Annotated in this window: 12 protein-coding genes; 1 reads left to right on the top strand and 11 read right to left on the bottom strand. The window is 72.1% G+C overall.

Annotated elements, in window-relative coordinates; translation table 11 throughout:
* Positions 1-6 precede the first annotated feature (6 nt).
* The 11 genes from CAP_RS06475 to CAP_RS06425 all read right to left on the bottom strand — a co-directional run bounded on the left by CAP_RS06475 (position 7) and on the right by CAP_RS06425 (position 22,740).
* A complete protein-coding gene (locus CAP_RS06475; RefSeq protein ID WP_156040544.1) occupies positions 7-690 on the bottom strand; it encodes a hypothetical protein in 684 nt (227 codons plus the stop codon).
* Between the two features lie 172 nt (positions 691-862).
* Entirely contained in the window at positions 863-1,603 is a 741-nt protein-coding gene (locus CAP_RS06470; RefSeq protein ID WP_044237313.1) for a hypothetical protein, read from the bottom strand.
* Positions 1,604-1,719: 116 nt separating this feature from the next.
* Complete coding sequence (mltG, locus tag CAP_RS06465; RefSeq protein ID WP_081864621.1) at positions 1,720-3,018, bottom strand: endolytic transglycosylase MltG; 1,299 nt, start codon at positions 3,016-3,018, stop codon at positions 1,720-1,722.
* A gap of 58 nt (positions 3,019-3,076) precedes the next feature.
* Positions 3,077-6,142: an alpha/beta hydrolase-fold protein gene (locus CAP_RS06460; protein WP_197041039.1), complete on the bottom strand. Its 3,066-nt coding sequence runs from the start codon at positions 6,140-6,142 to the stop codon at positions 3,077-3,079.
* 260 nt (positions 6,143-6,402) lie between these two features.
* Entirely contained in the window at positions 6,403-7,950 is a 1,548-nt protein-coding gene (locus CAP_RS06455) for a vWA domain-containing protein (RefSeq protein ID WP_044237308.1), read from the bottom strand.
* Between the two features lie 64 nt (positions 7,951-8,014).
* Positions 8,015-10,423, bottom strand: a complete 2,409-nt coding sequence (locus CAP_RS06450; RefSeq protein WP_197041038.1) for an NAD(P)-binding domain-containing protein — start codon at positions 10,421-10,423, stop codon at positions 8,015-8,017.
* Between the two features lie 239 nt (positions 10,424-10,662).
* Entirely contained in the window at positions 10,663-12,060 is a 1,398-nt protein-coding gene (locus tag CAP_RS06445) for a DUF4215 domain-containing protein (RefSeq protein ID WP_044237301.1), read from the bottom strand.
* 5 nt (positions 12,061-12,065) lie between these two features.
* On the bottom strand, positions 12,066-15,242 hold the full coding sequence (locus tag CAP_RS06440) for a vWA domain-containing protein (RefSeq protein ID WP_044237298.1): 3,177 nt from the start codon (positions 15,240-15,242) through the stop codon (positions 12,066-12,068).
* Positions 15,243-15,506: 264 nt separating this feature from the next.
* The gene (locus tag CAP_RS06435) at positions 15,507-18,029 is read right to left on the bottom strand and encodes a cyclic nucleotide-binding domain-containing protein (protein ID WP_044237295.1); all 2,523 of its coding nucleotides are present in this window, start codon (positions 18,027-18,029) and stop codon (positions 15,507-15,509) included.
* Positions 18,029-21,364, bottom strand: a complete 3,336-nt coding sequence (locus CAP_RS06430) for a serine/threonine-protein kinase (protein WP_044237292.1) — start codon at positions 21,362-21,364, stop codon at positions 18,029-18,031. Before CAP_RS06430 ends, CAP_RS06435 begins: the two co-directional genes overlap by 1 nt.
* On the bottom strand, positions 21,361-22,740 hold the full coding sequence (locus CAP_RS06425) for a serine/threonine protein kinase (RefSeq protein ID WP_044237289.1): 1,380 nt from the start codon (positions 22,738-22,740) through the stop codon (positions 21,361-21,363). The genes CAP_RS06430 and CAP_RS06425 overlap by 4 nt, the downstream gene beginning before the upstream one ends.
* 154 nt (positions 22,741-22,894) lie before the next feature.
* Between CAP_RS06425 and CAP_RS06420 the strand changes: the two genes are divergently transcribed.
* A complete protein-coding gene (locus CAP_RS06420; protein WP_044237286.1) occupies positions 22,895-23,089 on the top strand; it encodes a hypothetical protein in 195 nt (64 codons plus the stop codon).

Here is a 23,089-nt window from a genome sequence, read left to right as displayed (position 1 = left end):
GCGCGATCAGGGCGCGAACCGGATCGAGTAGCTCACCACCGTCGTGCCCCCACGGGGCTTGCGGAAGTCGATCTTTTCGAACACCCCGACCACGCACGCGGAGAACCCTTCGCCCTTGAGGGCGGTGCGGGGCTTGGTGACCTGGGCCTTGCCACCCTCGCGCTCGATGCGGAGATCGACGCCGAAGTCACCTCCCTTCTTGGGGTCGTCCACGTGGGTCCAGCAGCGGCGCAGGTCGTCGAAGTGCGGTTCGACCGAGAGCTTGATGGGGGCCTTGGTCACGGCGTCGTGAGGCCCGCCGCCGATGTGCATGCCGATGTTGGTGACCTTGACGTCGGGCAAGGGGGCCTCCGCGGGCGCCTGAACTGCCGGCGGAGGAGCGGTGGCTTCCCCGGTGGGTGCTGCCGCCGCGGCCGGGTCCGCAGTGGAGGCTACGCCGGTCGGGGTCTGGGCAGGAGGTGCGGCCGTGGCAGGGGAGGGCAGGGCCGTGGCAGACGTCGTCGCGGGCGCCTGGGCCTGCGAGGGGGGATGGCTCCCGTCGCTGGCGCTGGTGGCGCTCGGGGTGGAGCAACCGAGCGTGACCGTCAGGGCCGTGGCCGTGGCGAGCAAGGCGGCGCGCATGGCGCAAGCAGCGAGGCGCTGGGGCGCGCGCGCGCCGCCGGGCGAGGAGGACGTCGTGGAAGTGAGCACGGCGCGGAATCTAGATCAGGTGTCCCGCCCGTGCGCCATGAAGTCTGCAGGTTGCAGAAACGTTGCCCTGCGGATGCGACCGGAACGCGCTGGGTGGTGGTGGGCGCTGGCCTCGCGGAGACCACGCGCGACGCGCCGCGAGGGAGGCGCTTCGCGCGTGGAGCGCAGTGGCTCAGGGGCTATTGGGGTTGCTGCCGCCCGTCGCGGGGCTGATGGAGATGTCGACGTCCTCGACCTCGATGCCCTTGAAGGACGAGGAGTAGCCGCAGGAGGTGTCGTAGTCCTCGGGGCAGGTGGCGCCGCTGCAGGCATTCTTGAGGGAGGTCGCGATGTCGCCGTCGACGGCCGAGCCGTCGATGGTCATGGTGATCGTGACGCTCGACGTCGTGGTGTATTTCAGACCGCTCGGCATCTCGCGGATGCGATCGTCGACACCGTCGTTGTTGACGTCGACCTCCTCGTCCGCGTAGTCGGGGTAGCCGTCGTTGTCGGTGTCGATGGTGGGATCGACACTGGGGTCCTCGTTGTCGGGGATGCCGTCACCGTCAGCATCGTAGTAGGTCGTGCCCGGCGGGTACTCGACGTTGGTGTTCGTCCCGGAGAAGCGGAAGGTATCGCCGTCGATGGTGCCAGCGAGCACCTGCGCGCCGGTGTCGAGGAGGGCTTCCTCGTCGCTTGCTACGTAGAGCAGGAAGGTCGAGCCATTCCTGAACGTGGTGGTGTCGTCCTTGATCGAATCGGGGATCTCGTCACCCGGGAAGCAATCGGAGCCCGGCTTGACCTCGCTGGTCGCGACCCGATACCCCACGTAATCACCAGGCCCGAGGCCGCCGCACGCTGCGGTCATGGTCGACAGGGCGCCGATGAGCGAGGCATGCGCGATCAGGCGACGGCTGTTTCGAGGCGTAAGCATGTCAGTCTCTCCTTTTCAATGCAGTGCCGGGGGAGGGCACCCCCCTCTGCGGAAGAGCATTACTCTAGATTCAGGCAGGATGCCTACTCTTGAGCCGCGTCTCGGCGTGCTGCGCGCTACCGGGAGCTCCCGCCCACCGCTTCACGGAGGCGTCGGACGCCCTCGTTGTGGGCATCGAGGCTCTCGCTGAAGGTGTGTCGGCCGCCACCGGTGGCCACGAAGTAGAGATATTTCGTGGCCGCAGGCGAGAGGGCGGCGGTGATCGAGGCTTCTCCGGGGTTGCCGATGGGCCCTGGAGGGAGGCCGGGGTGAGCGTAGGTGCTGTAACGGTTCTTCGGGTCCCGGACGACTTCTGGGGTGGGTTTGCCCGTGAACCCGGCGCAGCTCGGAGCATCCGCGGGATAGGCCACGCACCCGTAGAGCGAGGTGGGGTCGGACTGCAGCCGCCTCGACTTGAAGGCCGGGTCCATCAACCGGTTGACAAAGACGCTGCCGATGAGCGGGCGCTCCTCGTCGACCACCGCTTCTTTCTCGATGATCGACGCCATGATCAGCACTTCGCGCCGGCCCCACCCGAGCGAGGCGCCAAGGGCCGCGAACCCATCCTTGTGCCGGGTGACGAGGGCCTTCCAGCGCCGGTCCGACTCCGCCACGAGGCGCCGCGTCACCTCGCGCGGATCGCTGTCGAGCTGGAGATCGTAGGTGGCAGGGAACAGGTAGCCCTCGGCGCTCTCGGCGCCGACGCTGCCGGCGCGCTCGATGCCCACAGCATCGAGCAGCTCCGGGTCGGCGGTGGCCGCGAGGAAGGCGCGGTGGCCGGCGACGTGCAGCTTCTCAAGACGCGCGGCGATGTCGAAGCGGCTCCACCCCTCGGGGATGGTCACCTTCACGGTGGGCCGGTCCGGCAGGCGCAGGAGGAGGTCACGGAGTTCTCGCGCGCTGAGGCCCTGCCAGAGGAGGTGGGGGCCCTGGACGAACTGGTCCGCGCCGCCCGTCGCGCGCAGGTAGAGTTCCATGCCGCTCTCGCTGCGCACGAGGCCCTCGGCGGCGAGCAGGGCTGCTGCCTCCCCGGCGTCGAGGCCTCCTGGCCAGTAGATCTCCACGAGCTTGCCCTGGTCCGGCGCGCGCGCGCGGCCGTAGCCCACGACGACGGCCACCGCCACGAGGGACACCAGCGCGAACCCCACGACGACCCCCGCCACCGCGCGCTGGATCCGCGTTCCGGGCGGCTTGCGCGGGGTGCGCGGCTTGCGCGGCGTGGATGACGCGGGAGGATGCGAGGTGCGGGAGGGCGGCTTGCTCCGGCGGCTGTCAGCGCCCGGCGTCGCGGTACTCCCCTTGCCGCCATCCGCGCCCGGGTTCGCGGCATTGCCGCGTCGGCTCCCCGCCCGTACCGCTCTCGGCCGACCGCTCACCCCGGCAGTCAAACCTCGGAAGACGGCTCGCTGTCAACGCCGTGACGACCCGGGGCCCTCAATCCCAGGCTTCGCCGAAGAACCCGCCATCGAGCGCCGGGCGAAGGTCCATCAGCATCTCCCCCTTTTGAGTGGTGATCCGCGCGTCGTACACCACGAAGTCCGGCACGAGCCGCGGCAGGTGGCGGCTGTAGAGGGTGCCCCGGAAGGTCACACCCGCGTGCACCACCAGGTACTCCGCCGGATCACGGGGGTGCGGCCAGATCAGCGACACGCCCACGTGATCTCCCTCGTGCCTCTTGCCACGCAGGGTGAGCGCGCCCTCCTCGAATTTCACGGGCAGATCCCTCGCGAACAGCGCTGTCACCCGGTTGCTCGCCGGCCCGCCCACGAGCACCAGGCTGCGGCCGGTGAGCTCGGCCTCGCTGACCTCCGTGTCGGCCTTCATCGGGATGCGCACCTCGGCCCCGGTGGCGGGCCCTCGGTGGTACTCCGCGACCTGCCGGTTCACGTCGGCCTGCGCCGGATCCAGCGTGCCGTAGACGATGAGCTGGGGGTGACGGAGCACGTCGTCGAGCGGGCCCGCCACGCCCGGGCGCTTCCGGTGAGCCGTGGAGGGGGCCTCGGTCGCGCGCGTCCACGCCCCACCCTGACGCACGAAGAACACCTCTCCCGCGGGCTCCGGCACCTCGATGGGAGCCTCTCTGTCGAGCACCACGCGCGCGGTCCCTCCGCCAGCCGCCCCCATGCCCGTGAAGTCGAGGGCGAGCGCCTCGACGTTCCTCGTCGTCACCTCGACCCGCCGCTCTTCCTTCGCCCACCTCCCGTCGATCTCGCCGCGCGCCGCGCCGTCCTGGCGGCGCAGGAGCCTCACCCAGTACGCGCGATCGTAGCGGTGCTCCCCCGTCACCAGGCGCGCCCGGGAAGGAGCCTCCGGCCGTCGTCTCGCGATGAGCCAGGCAATCATCCGGCCGTGCTCGTAGCCGTGATCCCAGACGTTGTGATCCAGGTCCTCCTGAAGATCGAAGTCGACCTTGTAGCCGAGCGCCCGGTAACGCTCGACGACCACCTTCGAGCGCTCTGGACCGTCCTTCCCCCCGTGCACCACGTGCAGCGGCAGGTGGAGCCCGTTCTCGGCGTAGCGCACCGTGTAGCGCTGCTCGATCAGGCGATCCTCCCAGGGTGCGTGCCGTACGCCGCGGATGCTGCGGTAGTCCTTGAGGTTCGGGTAGCCGCAGAGGGGCGCGCTGGCGGAGAAGCGATCGGGATGGTGGAGGGGTACGGTGAACGCGACGGTGCCGCCGAGCGAGTAGCCGGTGAGCGAGACGCGCCGCGGATCGACGCGGTAGTGGGCCTCGAGCGCCTCGATGACAGCCAGCGTGTCGTGCTCGCCGAGGAGCCGCGGGCCCGCGTTGCCGAAGCCCCAGGGCGCCGCCAGGATCGCGCCCTGGTCCGGGAAGGAAGGCAGGTGCCGCGCGGCCCGCTCCCGGTCCCCGCTCATGTCGGGGGCCTCTCCGATGGCCGTGCGCAGCGCTACCTCCGGCGGGTTGTCGAGTCCGTGGGCCACGATGACGAGGGGCAGGGGAGGACCATCGGGCCGGTACGATGGCGGCACGAACACCGGGTAAGGCTGCAGCGCGCCATCGATCGTGGAGCGGTAGGCCCGGTGCACCACGCCTGTCCGCGTGCGGTAGGGATCGCGTCCCTGGCGCAGCTCCCCTGCGATCTCCTCCGCCTCCTTCAACGTCGCCCGCAACCAGGAGACGTCGTCTGGACCGTCCGTGAGCGCTCGCTGCAGCGTCGCCACGTGATGCGCGAAGCTGTCCCGGCTCCCCGCCGGGAGCGTCCCCTGCGTCGCTTCGCTGAGCACGCCTTCGAGCGACACCACCCGATCGTGCAGATCGCCGTGAAAGAGCAGGGTGCGCCGTGCCTCGGCCGCGTCTCCGCCGCGCGAGTTCCTGCTGCTGCCCGCGTCCTTGCTGCCCTCGGCGGCATTGCTGCCTGGGGCTCCCTCGGTCCCGAGCCGTAGCCGGAGCTCGGCCTGGCCCGCTTTCGCGAAGCGCGCCGTGAACGGGAGCGTGGCTCCCTCACCCTGAAGGGAGGCTGCGCCGAGCGTGCCCCGGCCGAGCGTCTCCTCCCTCGCCTTGCGGTGATCGAGCCGCGCCTCGTATCCCAGCTCCCCGCGGATGCGTGGCCACAGCCCCGGGACCCGCACCTGCGCTTCCACCGCGAATCCTTCGGTGACGGGGCGGGAGGACCACCGCACGTCGAGCAGGTCTCCGAGAGCGCACCCCTCCTCCGAAGCTGGCGCGAACAGCAGGTCCGGGAGTGCCTCGCCCCTCCGCCCGCGCACCCGCAGCCACAGCCCCGCAGGCGTCGGGCTCTCCTGCGCGACCACGACCACCACCGTGTTCACCCCCTCGCGCAGCTCCGCGTCCACCACCAGCTCGTCCTGGAAGGGGGCCTCTCCCCCGGGTCGACGCGCGTCCAGCGCGAGCGCGCCGTTCACGTGGATCCGCGCGCCACCCCGCACCCCGGCGAGGAGGGTCACCGGGCGGCGCTGGCCGCTCACCAGGTAGCCCGCGAGGAGCGCGTGGCGGGTCTCGCCGCGCCGCTTCTTGTCCTTGTCGAGCGCCGCCACGAAGCCGCCGGCTGCACAGCGCGGGGCAAGCCCGATCGCGTTTTCACCGGCAAGCACGCCCTCCGGGTTGCCCTTGAGCTTATCGAACGACTTCGTGGAGAGCGCCTCGGTTCCCCCCCATCCGTTCAGCCACCCCTCGCCGCGCAGGGTGTACAGGCGCGCCCGATCGAGCTTCCCCGCGGGGGTGTCGAGGCCAACGCAGCGGCCCTCCAGGCAAAGGGCGCCCGGATCGCAGGCAGTCCGCAGGAACTGCTGGCCGTCGGCGCTGCACATCTCGGCGGTCGTATCGTCCACGCAGCGCCTGTTTCCTGGCGTGCACGTCTCACCACCCGCCGTGGGGCTGGAGGTGCCCTGGGCCGTGACTGCAGCAGCTCCGGTGGGGCTCGCCGGGGGAGCCGTCGCGCTGCCGGGAGATGGAGAGCCCTGTCCGCACGCGGCGGCGAAGCCAAGCCCCGCGAGTGCCTTCCACCTCCAGATCGTCATGGCCAGTCAGGCCGGAGCCTACTGCATCCAGCGATCCGGGGATCCACAAAGCCGGGAGGTCTCAGCCTCCGCGGCGTGGTCTTCGGTGAGTGTTGCTCATCCACAGAGACGTCGCCCAGCGCAGCATGATTCAGCTCCACTGCCCATCCGCACCTGGTGGGAGTGATCTCGTCGAGAATCGTCAGCGCGCGCGCGGAGGCTGCTTTCAGACGCGGGACTGTGCAGTGGGGCCGGGACGAACCGCGAGCCCCTCGCATTCCTCACAGCCCCAGATCGAAGGCGTTGCTCTCGTTCCGCTTCACCGCGGATCGCCCCGCCCGGCTCTCCTGCGCGGGCTCCGCCGGTGCCGCGGGGGCCGGCGCTGCGCCCCCGATCATCCCGGCGGGGGGAGGTGGCGTGGCGAACTGACGGGGGGCGTTGAAGTCCTTGTCGGCGCTCTCCAGCACCGCGATCTGCCGGTCGAAATCACGGCTCACGTCCGCGGCCCGCGCCATCGGCGCCGCCGTCTTTGCCCGGCTCGCCTCTCCCTTGAGCGCGCTGCGCTGGGTGTCGAGCTTCTTGCGCGCCTCCTCGAAGCGGCCCTGCTTGAACAGGAAGTTCGCCTGCTGCAGCGTCGACGCCGTCTCGCTCCGCTGCACCCGGCCCGCGACCAGCGCATCGAGCGCGCTCGCCGCCGCGCGATCGTCGGTCACCTCCAGCGCGAGCTTCCCCTCGCAGCGCCCCTCCTTGCTCCCTACCAGATCGCGGTAGGTCATCGACACTTCCGCGACCTTCGCCTCGCCCAGCTCTGGCCGCGAGAGGCGCACCTTGAGCAGCGCCGTCTTCACCTCGCCGCGCGAGAAGCTTCCGAGCGGCACCATCACCCGGTTGCCCTCGCGCCGGAAGCTACGATCGAAGACCCGCTCGAGCTCCACCCCGGGGGCGAGGTCCACGGCCACCTCGACGCCACTCGCCACCGTGGACTTCAGCGCCTCCGCCTCCTCCTCGAAGATCCGCGACAGGCCGCTGTCGTTTTCCGCGAAGTAGTGCCGTCCGTTCGAGTCCTGCGCGATGGCCGCCAGGATCTTCTCGTTGTACTCCACGTCGACGCCGATGGTCGTGATGCTCACCCCGCGGGCGTGGGCCCGCTGCGCGATCGACCGGAAGCCCGGCACGTCGCGCACGCCATTGTTCGCGTCGCCGTCGCTGAGGAGCAGCATCCGGCTCACCCGCTCCTCGGTGCGCTCCAGCAGCGCGAGGCCCTCCTCGATCCCGCAGGAGATGCACGTGTCGCCCCCGAGCGTGATGCCGCGGATGTCCGAGATCACCCGCCCCCGGGTGCCCGGGCCGATGGTGGTCGGCGGGACGATCACGTTCGTGCGCGTGTCGAAGGCCACCACCGACACCACGTCGCCGTCCTGGAGCTGATCCACCGCCCTCGTGGCCGCCTGGAGGGCGTTCTGGAGGCGGCCGCCTTTCATCGAGCCGGACCTGTCGATGACCAGCGACAGGTTCGCCGGCGCCTGCGTCTCGGCCCGGCTGCTCCCGTCGTTCTTCACCTCGAGCATCAGAAACGTCTCGCCGTCCGACCGGAGCAGCTTCTGGTGCCCGAGGCGCCCCTCGACCATCAGCGTACCCCCGGCGACGAAGCGGCCAAGCTCCGTGGTCACCTCGCCTCCACCGCCGACCACGGACGGCACCACGGTCGGGTCTGGCTCGGCCACCGTCTCGGCGCCCGCCCGACCGCCAGGGGGGGTCAGCGAGTAGACGCTGAAGCTGGTGAGCAGCATGCCGAGAGCGGACAGAGCGGCGATCTTTTTCGGTGTCATGGGGGTACTCCCTGAGGGGGATCCGGCTGGACCCACCCTGACAACGGTCGACGTCCCCCCGAGCTTACGCGACGCCGCTCGGAAGGACGGGCTCTTGGACGCGCGCCGTGGCCGGAAGTTCTCCCTTTTCGGCGGAAGACACCTGCACCCCGGCGGCCCGGAGGGCTTCCCACGGCGGGATGCTCCCGATCAGCACCAGCACCACGTCGACCGTCAGCTCCCTCCGCCCTCGGGGCGAAGCCAGCGTCACCCGCACCGCCCCCCGCTCACCCTGCGCCAGCGCCGCGACCTGAGTCTCCATCTCCAGCGACAGCCGCGACACCCCCGCGAGTCGCCGCACCTCCTCGATGTTCCTCGGCCTCCCCCGCCGGAACCCGTCGGCCCGCGCCGCCAGCGTCACCTCCGTCCCTGGCTGCCTCGCCAGCGCGATGGCCGCCTCCATCGCCACGTCCCCGAGCCCCACCACCAGCACCCGCTCTCCCTCCAGGCTGCGGGCGTCCGCGAGGTGGTAGTACACCCGGTCCTCCACCTCCGCCGGCACCCCGACGGGCAGCCGCCGAGGCGAGCCCCGCTGCCCCAGGGCCAGCAGCACCCGCCGCGCGCGCCGCTCCTGGCGCGGACCTGGCTCCCCCTTGCCCTCGCCGCTCGGCGCGGTGACCACCACGAACCCCTCGCCCGCGTCACCTCGCCGCACCGCCACCATCCGCGTCTGCTCCAGGATCGGCAGGCGCTCTGCGCGTACCACCCGCATCCACTGGGCGAGCAGCTCTTCCTTCGTCGACTCCTTGAGCCACAGCTTGCCGGTGAGCGGCAGCTCCAGCGGCTGATCGAAGACCAGCTTGCCGCGCGGGAAGCTGCGGATGCTCGCCGCCACGCTGCCCTGCTCGATCACCTCGAACCCGAGCCCAAGCTCCCGGGCCCGCAGTGCCGCGCTGATGCCCGCCGGCCCAGCCCCCACGATGACCAGGTCCAGCACCTCGTCTTCATGCGCAGCGCCTCCTCCTCCGGCGCTGCCGCTCCCTCCGGCGCCGCCGCGCCCCCGCCCGAGCCCCCGTCGCTTCCCCTCGCCCCCCAGCCCCGCCGCCACCCTCTCCACGGCCCTCGCCCCCTGGAAGATGGCGTTCTTGATGAGCGGCAGCCCCGTGATGTCTCCGGCGAGGTAGAGCCCCGGCACGTCCACGCTCTGCAGATCGTCGTCGAGCCGCGGCCTGTCTCCCAGCAGCTCACCGTCGGTGATCTTCAGCGATCCGTTCGGGCAGCGCTGCTCGCACAGCGTCAGCCCGCAGCACGCCTCGGGGCGCGCCACCACCGCCACGTACCGCTCGATCGCGAGCACGTCGTACGGGCACGCATCCACGCACGCATAGCAGCCGAGGCACGTCGTGGTGTCGATCTGCGGCAGCCTCACCCGCGTCGCCGGCCGCACCAGCGTCTCTGGCGGCGGCGCCTGCTTCTTCCGCCGCCGCGCCCGCACCCAGCGCGCACCCCGGGTCCCCGCCAGCGAGAGCGCTGCCGCGGCGAGCCCTGCGCCCGCCCACGCGAGTGACTGCGCCGGCACAGCGCCCACGACGCCCGGCACCTCGGGCACTGCCCGCGCGATCTCCCGCGCCGCTCCCCACGCGAGCGCCCGATCCTCCGTGTGCTGCGCCCGGCACACCCCGCTCCCGAGCCGCGCCTGCCGCGCGCGCTCCGGCTCCGCCTCCGGCAGGGTGAGCTGGTGCTCGTCGAAGCAGGCCACCGGCTGCGCGCTCCCCAGCGGCCGCAGATCCTCCGCCAGGCACCGCGCCACGGGATCCCGGGGGGCCGCGAGATCGTGACACCCCGCGCACGCCCCTGCCGTCACCAGCGCCACCGTCGCCGCGCGCGTGGGCTTGAACGCCGTCTCTACCGCCACCTCTGCCTCCGCGCCTGGCGCGAAGCGGATGGGGCGCCCCTCGGGCCTCAGCACCACGCCCTGGTCCCCCCGATGAACCCGGTGGCACGTGGCGCAGGTCATCGCTCCGCCTGCAAGCAGCCGCTGGTGCCCTGCGCGTGTCGACCCGTGCGTGCCGTGGCAGCTCGGGCACGCCTGCGCAGCGGAGGCGACGTCGTACCCATCCGCCGCCTCCTCGATCGGCGCGCGCGCCGTGGCTCCAGGCACAGCGCCCTTCGTCGTGGAACCCGCGCGCCCGTTGTCGCCCGCGCGGCTGGCTGAACGCGCCGACGCCCCCTTCCCGTCCTCCTGTGCGGACGTGTGACACGACGCGCACGAGAGCCCTGCCTGCACGTGGGGGCGCGACAGGGGGCCGCCAGAGCCGTGTCCTCCCGGCGGAGGAAAGAGAAGCGCCGCCGCTGCCGCCGTGCCTGCGCCGACGAGGGTCGCCGTGAGCACGCCCCGGAACCGCGTGACGTCCGAGGTCTCCTCTACCCGTCGGGCAGCCCGCCCGCGCGCGTTCTCCCGCGGCAGCGCCGCCCGCGCGCGTGGGTCCGACATGTCGGCTTGGTAGAGCGTCTGCGCCCCGCGCGGCGGTTCGCGCGCGGGCTCGCGCTCGCGAGTGCGCTCGTGGGCGCTCTGGGTCGGTGGGGCAGGGGAGGGGGTCTTCATCGGGCGTGGAGCGCCGGGCTTCTACGGTCGAGACCAGCCGCGGGATCTATCCATCCAGCCGCGCATGCGCTGCGCCGCCCCGGGGAGGCCAGCGCAGCGTTGACCTCCCGGAAGCGTGCCTGCTTTCCTCAGTTGGCCTGAGTCATCGTCACCCCTAGGCGATACGGGAAGAGACCGCCCCCGGCCCGCTGCACGCGGATCACGTACTGCCCGGCCGCGAGCGCTGGCGTGACGGCCCGCGCGCAGAACCCGGGGCCGCTGTCGTCGTCGCTCGCGAGCACCGTCGTGCCGCCCGCGTTCAGGACCGCAACCTCCGGGTCCATCTGGTTGTTGACGCAGGCCTGCGCGTTCACGTCGCTCACCTCCACGACGAGGCTCGTCCCCGCCGTCGGCACCGTCACCCGCACGTGGTCCACGTCGGTCAGCGTGCCCATCACCCCGAAGAACGGCGTCGCCAGCGGGGTCGCGGTGGCTGCCGTGTCGTTTGGCTCCACCTCCGTCAGCTCCACCATGCACTGGCTGTTGCACCCGTCACCCGCGACGGTGTTGCCGTCGTCGCACGCCTCGCCCGTGTCGATGTACCCGTCACCGCACGCCGGCGTCCTGGTGAACGCGCTCACCCCGAACGTGCCCGGATCTTCCCCGCCCACCAGGACGTAGAGCGTCTGCCCCTGGGTGACGGGGATCGACAAGCGCTCCGGCTGCCCTGGGCTCCCGGCGAGGTTCACGCAGCCGACCTCGCTGCTCGCCACGTCACATGAGGTACGCACGGCCAGCGTGAGATCGGCAGTCGAGGCGACCATCTCCACTTCGAGCATGCCCGTGCTCGCCGCGGTGACCTCGTAGGCTACCGCCGCCACGTCCGCCCCGAAGCAGCCCAGCGGATCCGCGAGCACGGGCTGGCCCACGGTCGTTCCGGGCTGGTTGTCCGGATCGGACAGCGCTCCGGGCGCCGCGCACACGGCAGCGCAGGCTGCCGCGCAGTCGGCGTCGTCGCAGTCGGTGGCGCCATCGAGATCGTTGTCGATCGCGTCGGCGCACCGCTCTGCGCTGCTGCACGCGGAGAGGTCGAACGAGCAGGTCGTCGCACAGGCGAGGTCTCCCTCGTCGTAGCCGAGCGACTGGCAGGTTTGCGCCCCGAGGTCGCCCCCATCGCACTCCTCGAAGCCCTCGCGCACTCCATCCCCGCAGAGGGCGTTGACGCTTCCTCCCGCGCCCCCGTCCCCTGCGCCGCCCGCTCCTCCTGCGCCTCCTGAGCCGCCCTCGCCTGCGCCCTCGCCGCCCGTGCCAGACCCGCCCGAGCCGCCGACGCCTGGGTCGCCGCCCGAACCACCAGCGCTCGTCCCCGCGCCGAGACCTCCGGTCGCCGAAGGCGGCGGCAGGCGGCCATCGTCTTCACCGTCGCAGCCTCCGACGAGCGCCGCGAGCACCGCCGCGCCCGCGAACGAGGCCGCGATCGTGTTCGCTGCCGAGAAGCGCGCCGAGAAGCGCGTCGAAGCTCGCTCGTTACGCCCCTGCGGGTTCATCCGCCTCACTCCGAGTAGGGGCATGAGTAGGTGATCTCCCAGGAGTGGACGGTGGGCGCGGTCAGCAAGTCGCCGCTCGGGTTCAGGGCCATCGTGAGCTCGAGGATGTCCTTGCGCGCATCGGGCAGCTCACCGAGCTGCGTGTACAGATCCACGGGGCACGTCGGCGACGGCCCCGTCATGGTGCACGACTGCGTGCCCAGCGCCGCCGAAGCGGTCCCGAGCGCGTGGCTCGTCGCTGTGGCCAGCCCCGCCGTCGTATCTGCGGTCCGCGCGGTGAAGTCCACGCGCGTGTCGCTCGGCGTCGTCGACTCCCAGCGGAGGAAGCCCCACTGCACCTTGGCGCCGGAGGGGCAGTCTGCGGTGTAGGTCTGCGTGTACGTCGTGGGCTGGAAGCTCGCGACGCAGCCGCCCTCAAGACGCGCTTGCACCCGCGCCCCCAGATCCGCCTGGACGACGGAGCAAGTCGCGGGGCACAGCTTGGCGAACGTGGGATCTGTCGCGTTGTCGGGATACCAGCCCGGCAAGCCGCCGCAGGCCGCGAGATTCGCGCGGCGGGGGAGGATCTCCTCCGTCCCGTTGCTGTGGGTGTACACCACCTCCAGATCGTCGATCGTCACCGTGGGATCGTTGTTGTTCTGGAGCGCGACGGGGACCTGCACGTCGCAGGGCTGCACGTCGCCGCGGATCGACTTCATCGCGGCGATGAGGCCGCTCTGCAGGGCGCTGCCGGTGGTGTTGAAGAAGAAGCCCCGCCCGCCCCCGAACTGCGCGAGCTGCACGACGAAGGCCTCCTGGGCGGCCCCGAACCCGATGGGGTACGTGCGCACGCCGTGGTTGTGGAAGGCGTCCCGGGAGAGCTGGGAGATGTCGAACCAGTTCGTGTTGCAGTGAGTCGCGAAGCCGTCCGAGATGTAGACGACGGCGACTTCCTGGTCGGGGTGCGTGAGCTTGTGTTGCGTCGCCCAGTACAGCGCACCATCCAGTGAGTTGTAGATCGGGGTGTCACCGCAAGGGACCTTGGTGTTCATCGCGTTGACGAGGTTGGTCTCATGCGTGTCCGCTGCCCCGCTCGCCGCGGTGAGGGTTCCGAAGTGGAGCGGCTGGGCGCACCCATTGCCAGCCCCGCTCTGCGCGCAGGTGTTGGCGCCGCACGCCACGGGGTACGGGTCGGGCCAGAACCGGAGCGCGATGTCCATCCCGGCGGATCCAGGATCCTGGAAGAAGCTCTTCATCGCGTCTCGCAACGGGATCCAGCGCTGCAGTGACAGCTTCTGCGCCGGGCTGTCGCAGGTGTACTCGTCGATCGAAGGATGCGACGGGCAGTTGCCACCCGAGCATGCCATCGACGTCGAGAGATCGACCGCGATGAACATGGTCAGCTTCTTGATGAAGGACACGTTCGCGTTCGCGACGCACGCCGGCGAGGTGCAGGCTTCGTTCTGGTAGACGCTCCAGTTGTTGCCGCAGACGCACTCGGCGACGTTGTTGCCAGCGTTGACGCGGAGCTCGGAGCCCACCGGCACCGCATCGCACCCGGCCATGTTGATGCATTCTCCAGGAGGCAGAGGCTCCGAGAGATTCGTCGAGCATGCGAGCGTTCCCCGCGGATAGGTGCAGGCGGCAAGGACCTCGGTGACGCCGCTCGACGGATAGCTGTTGGTGCCTGCCGGGTAGCTGTCGATCTCGATGTGCGTGTTGACCGGCAGCGTCGTCGAGCCGCGGTTGCAGACCGGCACGGTGCCGCCACAGGGGACGCCGAGGGTGAGATCCGCGCCCGCGCAGTGCGCGTTCGCCTCGCCCGGCAAGTACGAGGTGCAGCTTCCCTTGGGAGGGCACTGCGTGTTGTTGAGGGTCTGGTACTGCTTCACGCAGTCGTCAGTCCACGCGGTGGCGCAGCACGACGAGGTCGTCGCGCAGACCGCGGCGACACCGGGGCAGGACGAGTTGAGCGCGTCGCCGGTATAGCAGGGGTTATGCACGCAGCCGGCCGCCGCGGGCTCGCAGCTGAACCCGCAGAGGTTCTGCGCGTGGTTGACGCAGGCCTGGGTCCACTTGGGGATGGAGGCCGTGGCGCACGTCTTCGGAGCGCAGTTCGCGGCGACCCGGGACGTGCACTGGGTGGTCCAGTTCCCGTTGCAGACGCCGGAGTTGCACGTGTGGCCCTGGTTGCCGCACGTGCCCGCGTCGCTGCAGCTACATTTCCCGGTGAGTGCGCTGCACTCGCTGCCCACGCCGAAGCGGCCCTCGCAGTACGCGTGGGTCGTGCAGGTGTACGAGCAGCAACCCGGATAGCCGCCCATCGCGATGGTCTTGTTGCAGATGCTGTCGGTGCACGTATCGCAGCCGGGCTTGAGCGCCGTCCCCGTCACGCACTGATCGTGCTCGCAGGTGCCCGTGTAGGCCTGGATGCAGCACTCCGGATGCTCCGCGCACACCTTCTGCACGCACGGGCTGCACTCCTGGAACAGCCCCACCGTGCTCGATCCGGTGGCGCCGCCCGTGGTGCCGGTCCCGCACGGGTGATGCGCGCACCCGACCGGGCTCGGTTCGTCGCAGTACTGATCGAACTGGCAATCCTCTGCGGTGGCGCAGGGCTCCGTCGTTCCCTGCTGCGCGATCTCCGGGTCGAGTCCGTTGATGTCGCCGGAGTACCACTCGAAGGGAGGCACATCCGACTCGATGGTCACGCCCTCGGGCCCGGGATCCTCCTCGAACTCCTGGCAGCTCGGATCGCACGGGTTGTCGACGCAGATCCCGGGCATCGACAGGCTCCTCGGCCGCGGCAGCCCGTTGTCCTCCGCCGCGTCTGCGTCCGCGTCCCCGCCTGGCCGTGGCATCGTGGTGATCCGCTTCGCGGCGCCGCCACAAGCCGTCCAGTGACCGTCCTCGCACGCTTGCGTGCCGTGCATGCAGGTGACGACCCCGTTGTGCTCCGCGATGGTGACCGAACAGTCTCGCTCGGCGCCGTCATTGCATTCGTCGACGTTGCCGCCCGTCGGCGTCGAGGTCTGTCCGCCGGTCGGCAACGGAGGCCCGAGGGACTCGCCGTCGCTGCACGCGCCACCGAGCACGATCCCGCCGACCGTGATCGCCACCATCGTGAAGACGTTCCGGAGCCAGCCCGGAGCCGAGCCCTCCCGGGAGCGCGTGCCCGTCCAACTGGTCGAGTGACCGCTCATGTTCTTTCTGACCTCCCGCAAGGCTTCTCGCGAAAAAGTGTACCGTCGCGCTGAATGCAAAGTCCAGGCCCCACGGCCGGACCAGGCCCTGCAGCGACGTCATGTGGCGGCCGCGGCGCATGGCATCTCTCGCCTCCCTGCCAGACGCGCGCCCAGACGTGCGCCTGTTTCCAGTGTTGGTCAGCAGGAAGTTGCGCGCTCTGCAACCGTTGCATAGCCGCTCCGCCACGTTTCCCGGTACGACCTGCGCGCACCCACGCAGCCTCAGCGGCCCGCGCGGCCTGCGGTCGCCGCGTGGAGCACGAGCAGCGCGAGCGCCACGCCGAACGTCACGATGTGCAGCGGCAAGCCCGCGCGCAGGAGCCGCGACAACCACCGCTGCGCCGGCAGCGCGCGCAGCTCCACCACGATGCGGATCAGCGTGGCGAGCCCCCCGAGCCGCTCGGCGCCGCGACCTTCCAGCAGCGCGTCGATGCGCCCTCGCAGCGCGCGCTCCTCCGCGCGCAGGCTCCTGCCGGAGACCACCAGCGCGAGCGGCCCGAGCGCGCTCTGCGCGTAGGGGAGGAGAACCTTCTCCACCACCTTCTTCACCAGATCGCTCTTGCCGCTCAGCTCCCGGTACAGCCGATCGAGCAGCTCTCGCCGCGCGCCGTCGAGATCCTCGGGCAGCGCCGCGGTCCGCTCGAGGCGCGACAGCCGCCTCGGAATCACCCGGTACGCCACGGCGGTGAGACCCCCCGCGAGCGCGCTCACCCAGAACAGGAGGAGCAGCGCTGCGCCCAGCGTCGCCCGTCCCGATCGCGGCCATGGCGCGTGCGCGATCACCAGCCCTGCCGTGACCAGCCCCAGGCAGAGGTGCACCGCGAGCTGTGGCCGCACCCGGCTCTTCGTCGCCGTCCGCGCAGCCGTTCTCTCCGCACCTCGCTCCGCACCTCGCTCCGCACCTCGCCGCGCGAAGAGCCGCACGCCTCGTTTCGGCACCGCGTAAACCAGCAGCAGCCCGAACCCCACCGCCGCGAGCACTCCCGCCCCCCATCCAACCCCGTACGCCGGCCTCCACAGCCCTCGCCCGTGCATCACCACCGCCGCGATCGCCATCCCCGCCGCCGCGAGAGCGCTTCCTCCGAGCGCCGCCGCAGACGACACCCCGCCCTGATGTGCCGCCACCGCTGCCGTCGTCGCTCCCGCCCCGTCCCCCAGCGCGTTCCCCAGCGCGTCCCGAGGCCCTCCGAGCAACACGCGCACCTCGGCAATCTCCTCCGCCGGGTTCACCCGCGCGATCGCGCTCACCGGGCACGCCTGCACGCACGCAGGCCCCTCGCGACCGCTGCACAGATCGCACTTCACTGCCACCTCGGCGCTCCGCCCCGGGGTCACCGTCCCTGCGCTCCGCCCCGCCTCTGCAACCGCCCCCGCGCCGTGTGCCCCCGTCCCCGCGCCGTGTGCCCAAGGCAGCGTCATCAGGCGCAGCCCCACCCGCGCCGCCTCCTCTCGCCGCGGCGCCATCTGGATGTTGTCCCACGGGCACGCCTTCGCGCACGCCCCGCACCCCGTGCACAGCTCTTCCCGGATGAACACCTCGCCCGCGGGATCCTTGCCGATCGCCCCCGTCGGGCACTCCAGCATGCAGGACGGGTTCTCGCAGTGCTGGCACGAGCTCGGCAGCAGCAAGCTCCGCCGCGCCACCTCATGGCGTGCCTCCTGCGCCCCGTCGTGACGCGCCTCCTGCGCCCCATCGCCGCGCTCCTCCCGCGCCACCACCTTGTCTCCGCGGCGCGTGATCCGCGCGACCCCATCGTGGGTTTCCGCGCAAGCCCACGCGCAGTGCCCGCAGCGCACGCACGTATCCAGGTCGATCACGAGCAGCGACCGCGCCACCTGCAGCCGGTACAGATCCCGGAACAGGTGCGCGGTGTGGTGCTGCGCGCTCCCCCCGACCACCTCCCGCTGCGCTGACTGCTGCGCGCGCGCCCGCGCCTGCAGCCGCTCCAGCAGCTCCGGCCGCCGCCCTGTGAGCGCCCGGAAGGCCCGCGCCGGCACCGAGAGCAGCGTCGACGCCCCGCTCGCCACCGCGCCCGTCTCCCGGGGCACCCCGTCCGAGAGCTCCTCGTGACCGAAGAAATCTCCCCGCGTCAGGTACGCGCGCACGTGCAGCCGATCGCCTTCCTCCGTCTGGAGCTGGATCATCCCGTCCGCCACCAGGTACAGCGCGTCGGCCGGATCTCCCTCCCGGTACACCGCCTGCCCCCGCGCCACCTGCCGGTACGTCACCGCGTCGAGCAGCGCGTCCAGATCCTCCGGCCCGAGGTCCCGGGTGAACGACAGCGTCCCCAGCAGGTCCCGCGTCGCGCTCCGGCGCATCGTCCGCTCGATCTTCTCCGCGAACTCCGCCTTCCCCGAGCGCCCAGCCGCCCGCCGGAAGATGGGCACCGGGATCTCCGCGACCCTCCCGGCCTCCACCACCACGGCCGTCGCCCGCCGCGCCGACCCCACCGTCGCCTCCTCGCCGAACGCGCTCCCCGCGTCCGCCTCGCGCAGCTCCGAGGCGTGCTCGTCCCCCCGCCGCACGGCGCGCAGGCTCACCCGCCCGGATGCCACCACGAAGAACGACTCGCCCCCGTCTCCGGCCTGGTACAGCACCTCGCCTTCCCCGACGGACCGCAGCTTCCCGGCCTCCGCGATCTCCCGCAGCGCCCGCGCATCCAGCCCGTGCAGCACCGGCGCCCCGAGCACCGCCTGCGGCCACGCGCCCCCGCTCCCTGCCTGCGCCTCGGTGCTCGCCCCCATCAGCGGATCTCCGCCTCCGCGCGTTCGAGCTCCACGATCTCCAGCCGCCCGAGCATCTCCCGCGTCACCAGCGGCCCGCCTGGCCGGAGCCCGCGCCGCGCCTGCTCCTGCTCGTAGTCCGCGAACCCCCGGATCAGGAACGGCGGAAACGCCCGGAAGAGCAGCCGCGCCTCCACCCGGAACGGCCCCGACCTTCCCCCGGTCGGCAGCGTGTACGTGTACCGCAGCGGCACCCCTGGCGGCGCCGAGCGCGTATCGATGATCGCGTCCGGCGCCTTCGGCTCTCCCCGGCTCGCGTCGAGCGCGCCCACCGGGAAGTAGGTCTCGAAGAGCGCGTTCATCCCCGTGAGGTTCGACCGGCACTCCCCCGTGTCCAGATCGTAGTCCCCGTCCGCGTAGCGGTCTGCCCGGTGCGTCCCCTGACCCGGCCCCGGCGTGCACGACCCGTCCGGTGCGACGACGCCGATGCACCGCACGCAGCGCAGGAACCCGTTCTGGAAGTTGATCAGCCCCCGACCCCGAAACGATGTCCCCCCCTCGATGGTCGGCGGGCTCCACTCCGGCACGTCTGGCCCATCGCGCACATCGGCTCCGAACAGCCCCTCGGGCCTCCCTTGCGCATCCACCCGATCGGGCCGCGTCCCCACCCGCAGGAACTCCTTGTCGTGCAGATCCTCGTCGGCCCGATCCACCCGCCCCACCTCGTAGACCACCCGCCCGCCGCCATCGCGCACCACGAGGTGCACCCAGGTCTCCCGCTCCTGGCTGAACCCCGCAGGGACCCGGTGCCCCGCCCCCACGTTCTCGATCGTCACCGGGATCTCCAGCCGTCCCCGCTCCGCCCGCCCCTCGACCCCGAGCCGGAACGTGTGCCGCAGCAGCAGATCCCGCCGCCCCCGCACCCCTACCGGCATCCCGTGTGCGTCCACGCCCTCTTCCTCGACCAGCGCCTCCAGGAACTCCTCTCCGAGCGGCAGATCGACGCCCGAGAAGTAGTGGTTCGTCACCTCCTTCAGCGCCGACGACCCGTCCGCGACCCGCCCCTTCGCGTAGATCCCGGGCGCCCGCGCCTCGAACCGCGTGCCCGGCGGACACCCCTCGGGCGCGGCTCCTGCCTTTGCCGCGCTCCCATCCGGCACGCACACCCCCGGGAACGTGCTCATGTGGCATCCCTGGCAGCTCGCCGGCTCCCGCCCCGCCCGCTCCTCCTGCCGTGACCACGCCACCCACTCCGAGTAGGCGTTGCGCAGCCGCTTGAAGTGCTCCCCCCGCTGCGCCCCCACCGTGTCGCTCCCGAACAGCCGCACGTCGTGGCAAGACCCACAGAACTCGCTGGAGCGCAGGTACGCCTTCGCGCTCGCCGATGGCCTCCGGTGCACCACCGGATCGTCCACGTCCACGCCCTTTCCGGGCGCCCCACCCGACGTGTCGCGCGCTTCGCGTGCGCCGGGAGCGCCGAGCGTTCCCGCCGGGAGCAGCAGCGTGTCCTCCCGCATCGAGAACCCGCTGTTCGCGATCCCGAACAGCCCCCGCCCATCCTCCGGACGGCTCGGGAACACCGCCCCCGTCACGAACGACGTCCAGCTCGGGTTCCCCTGGTATCCCCCGCTCCCCCGCGGCCCCACCGGCCCGTGCACCTCGTGGCAGAACCCGCACGAGATCCCCTCGAGCCCCCGCGGCCCCACCAGATCCCGCACCGGCAGCCGTCCCCGCGCGTCACCGCCTGCCCGTCCATCCCACGCGGGCATCGCCCCCTCCAGCGTCTCCGCCGGGCTGTGGCAGTTCACGCACCAGTGCTCGCCCCCCGTCCCCGCCTTCACCAGCCCGCTCCGGCGATCCCTGCACGCCCGCGACGGGTCGGCGCGCCGCAGGAACCCTGGCCCGTTGGGGCAGTCCGCGTCCCGCCCGTTCTGCTCCTCGATCAGGATCTCCAGCGCGTTGAACAGCGGGCTCTTCACCGCGTGCGCCATCACCGACCGCCGCCACTCCGCGGCCTGGCGCCCGTGGCACGCTGCGCAGTCCTGCGCCAGCGTCTCTCCGGATCCCAGCGGCCGCTCCGCCAGCACCGTCGCCACCGGCCTCGTCGGCGCCGGTGCCGCCCCCTCGATCAGCGCGAGCGCCCCGATCCCCACCACTGCCCCCACCGCGAGCGGCACCGCCCGCCGCAGCACCTGCTGCGATCGGCCTCCCTCCGTGACGCGCCGCGCGCGGGCGTCTCCCGCTTCTGCACCTCGCCCCGCGCGCGCCGCGCCGTCGCGTGCCTGCCGCGCGCTGCCAGTGTCCCCTCGTTCTTCCCGCGCGCTGCCAGTGTCCCCTCGTTCTTCCCGCGCGCCGCCAGCGCTCTCGCGGGTCGCCCGCGCCCCCCGCGCCGCCTGCACCACCTGCGCCCCGCGCGTCTCGCCAGCGCTGCGCCCGACCGCGCTCCCGCGCTCTCCGCGCTCTCCACGCTCCCGGCGCTCCCCGCGCGCGTCTCCCTCTCCCTCACCACGCACGAACCCCTGCAGCGCCTCCACGATCTCCTGCGCGCGCTGCGGCCTCCTCTCCGCGTCCGGATCCAGCAGCCGCAGCACCCGGCTCTGCAACCCTGGCGGAAGCGCCTCTGCCACGACCTCCGGGAACGGCGGCGGCTCGCGGTGCGCTGCCTCGCCCATCGCGTGCCTGAGCCCTGCCCCCGAGAACGGGTGCTCCCCCGCGAGCAGGTGGTAGAGCAAGAGCCCCAGCGCGTAACGGTTCGCCGCGCTGTCCCACAGCGCGCCATCCGCCTGCTCCGGCGGCGTCCACAGCGGTGACAGCCCCTCCGTACCCCGCGCTGCGCCCCCGGGCACCCCCACCATCCCCTCGACCAGCGCCGTCGCATGCAGCCACGCCGCCTGCTCCGGCGCCCGCTCGGGGGATTGCATCCTTTCGCGGACCTGCCCCGGCGCCTCTCTCTGGCTCCCCAGCAGCACCGCCTGCGGCGTGAGCGGTCCCGGGAACAGGCTCGCCTTCTCGCAGAACGCCAGCACCCGCGCCAGCGACAGCCCCACCGCGAGGGCCTCTTCCCACGCCCATGGCCCCCGCCGCTCGCGCAGGCGCGCCGCGAGCGACGCTCCCCCGAGCATCCGCCGCAGCCACACCCCCTCGGCGTCGACCCCGCCTTCCACGAAGCCGCCGATCCCCGCCTCTCCTAGCGTGAGCAGCCGCCGCGCCAGCCCCTCCTCCGTGGCCGCGAGCCGCCAGATCTCCCCGTCCTCCGAGCGCCACCGCGAGGCCCTGCCGAGCGCCTCCGGCACCTTGCCCTCCGGCACCCAGGCCGGATCCGGTGCGCGCCGCGGCAGGTCCCCGGCGCCGCTCACGGCCCTCTCCCGGCGCCTGTCGTCCCGGTCACCGTCGCCGTCGCCGAGGGCAGCGGCCCTGTCGGCGGCTCGTTCGAGCGCATCACGTACGCGCCCCCGCCCGCCAGCGCCGAGAGCGCCACGATGATCCCCACCGCGAACGCCGTCGACACCTCGCGCGGCCTGTCCACCTTGTCGAGCAAGGCGATGGTGTCCGCGCGCGGGGCGGGCGTCTTCCCCGGAGGCGCCGACATCTCGCGCGTCTCTCGCCCCCGCCCGCGTCCTCCCTCGGCCGCCGAGCCACGGTCCTCGCCATCGTCGCGCAGCGTCGCCCCGGCCCCGGAGCGCGCCTTCGCAGAGGCCTCCCCGCCCTCGCCGCGCGCGCCGCTGCCCGAGTCCCGCGCGGTGCTTTCCCCATCGCCCACGACCGTCTCGCCCGCGCCGCTGCCGCTACCCGCCCGCGCCGCGCTGCCGGCACCGCTCCCACTGCCCGCGCCGCTGCTCCTGCCTGCCCCGCTCCCTGAGGCCCCCGAGGTGCGCGCCCCTGGCGTGGGCAACGTCGACCGACCACCCCGCGCGGGTGACGCAGGCTGGAACGGTTCGAGCCTCTCGACCACGTCCTCGGCCATGTACGGCCGGTCCTCCGGCGCCTTCTCCAGGAGCTGGTAGAGGAGCTGCTCGACCCCGCGCGGCAGCCCCGTCCGCACCTCGTCCCCGAGCGGCGGCGCCTCGGCGGTGCACTGCAGGTTGAGGAGCTGGCGCGGCGACGCCGACTGGAAGGGCGGCGCCCCCGCGAGCATCTCGTAGAGCACGAGCCCCAGGCAGTAGAGATCGGCCCGGTGATCGATGCTGCGCGCGTCGATCTGCTCGGGGCTCATGTACTGCAGCGTGCCCACGCTCTGGGTGTTCGTCTGGTGCAGCGCCTCGATGACCTTGGCGATGCCGAAGTCCATCACCTTCACCGAGCCATCCTGGAGGATCATGATGTTCTCGGGCTTGAGGTCCCGGTGGATGACCGGGGGCTCCTGCCCGTGCGCTGCCGCGAGCGCCGCCGCCACCGCCGAGGCGATGCGCACCGCCTCGGTCCAGGGCAGCCTGCCGTCGGCCCCCAGGAGGTCGCGCAGGGTCCGGCCATCGAGGTACTCCAGGACCATCACCAGCTCGCCGTTCACCTCGATGCTGGCCAGGCTGCGGACCACGTTGGGGTGCTCGAGATGCGCCAGGATCTGCATCTCGTTGAGGAACAGGCGCCGCCCCTGCTCGCTCCGGGCCAGCTCCGGCCGGAGGACCTTCAGGGCCACCCGGCGGCGGGAGAGGCGCTCCTCCCCCTCGTAGACCTTGCCCATGCCCCCCTCGCCGATGAGCCTGCGAACGAGGTACTCGCCAATCTGATCCATGCGCCTCTCCTCCCCGGGGGTCGGGGACGGTCTACATACGTACGACCTGCCCCCAGGGCTTACACCCTTGACGATCCAGGCTACTCCCGATCCCGATCGGCCGGGTCGCAGATGGTAGGTGGACGTCCCCCACCCGGTCGGGCAGGCTACCCCCATGAGCCACAAGACACGCACCGAAGTGCTCGAAGACTCCCAGCGCAAGGGCGTGGTCGCTGGAGCTGCCGCGGCCGCCACCGTGGTCGCCGGGTTCGCCGTGAGCCTCCCCGCCGCCGCCGTCCTCGCCGTGCCCACCGCCATCTTCGGCTACCGCTGGTGGAAGCATCGCGCCGAGAACGGCATCCGGTTCTGA

This window comes from Chondromyces apiculatus DSM 436, from assembly GCF_000601485.1.
GTDB lineage: Bacteria > Myxococcota_A > Polyangia > Polyangiales > Polyangiaceae > Chondromyces > Chondromyces apiculatus.
Note: the sequence above shows the minus strand (reverse complement) of the source record. Positions and strands in the feature narration are given on the sequence as shown.

What these genes read in the sequence shown, in the direction of transcription:
- CAP_RS06470 (WP_044237313.1), bottom strand. Translation starts at nt 1,603, where the DNA reads ATGCTTACGCCTCGAAACAGCCGTCGCCTGATCGCGCATGCCTCGCTC.
- CAP_RS06460 (WP_197041039.1), bottom strand. Translation starts at nt 6,142, where the DNA reads ATGACGATCTGGAGGTGGAAGGCACTCGCGGGGCTTGGCTTCGCCGCC.
- CAP_RS06455 (WP_044237308.1), bottom strand. Translation starts at nt 7,950, where the DNA reads ATGACACCGAAAAAGATCGCCGCTCTGTCCGCTCTCGGCATGCTGCTC.
- CAP_RS06450 (WP_197041038.1), bottom strand. Translation starts at nt 10,423, where the DNA reads ATGTCGGACCCACGCGCGCGGGCGGCGCTGCCGCGGGAGAACGCGCGC.
- CAP_RS06445 (WP_044237301.1), bottom strand. Translation starts at nt 12,060, where the DNA reads ATGAACCCGCAGGGGCGTAACGAGCGAGCTTCGACGCGCTTCTCGGCG.
- CAP_RS06440 (WP_044237298.1), bottom strand. Translation starts at nt 15,242, where the DNA reads ATGAGCGGTCACTCGACCAGTTGGACGGGCACGCGCTCCCGGGAGGGC.
- CAP_RS06435 (WP_044237295.1), bottom strand. Translation starts at nt 18,029, where the DNA reads ATGGGGGCGAGCACCGAGGCGCAGGCAGGGAGCGGGGGCGCGTGGCCG.
- CAP_RS06425 (WP_044237289.1), bottom strand. Translation starts at nt 22,740, where the DNA reads ATGGATCAGATTGGCGAGTACCTCGTTCGCAGGCTCATCGGCGAGGGG.
- CAP_RS06420 (WP_044237286.1), top strand. Translation starts at nt 22,895, where the DNA reads ATGAGCCACAAGACACGCACCGAAGTGCTCGAAGACTCCCAGCGCAAG.